Origin of the sequence: Cellulomonas sp. GbtcB1 (assembly GCF_019091725.1) — a bacterium.
In the GTDB taxonomy this organism is placed as follows: Bacteria; Actinomycetota; Actinomycetes; order Actinomycetales; family Cellulomonadaceae; genus Cellulomonas.
In genome coordinates, this window is the sequence record NZ_JAGXJG010000680.1 from 1 (window position 1) to 231 (window position 231).

Genomic DNA, 231 nt, shown 5'->3' on the forward strand with positions numbered 1-231 from the left:
GCGAAGGCCCGCCCCCCCCAGGACCAGACCGCGGCCGGCGCCGACGCAGCCGAGGGGGCCGGCGACCCGGCGGGCACCGCGGCAGCCGCGGGCGACGGACCCGCGGTGCAGGACGCGACCCCGGAGGGCCCGGCCCCGGCCGCCGACGACCGGTCCGCCGGCCCCTGGGACTCCACCGAGGGGATCCCCCCCGGCCCGCGCGTCGCCCTGGGCGCCCTGCGGCTGCCCGGC

Annotated in this window: 1 pseudogene; it reads left to right on the forward strand. The window is 85.7% G+C overall.

The annotated features are described in order from the left end of the window. Positions 1-231, forward strand: a pseudogene (locus KVT14_RS21790) (hypothetical protein); the annotation flags it as partial.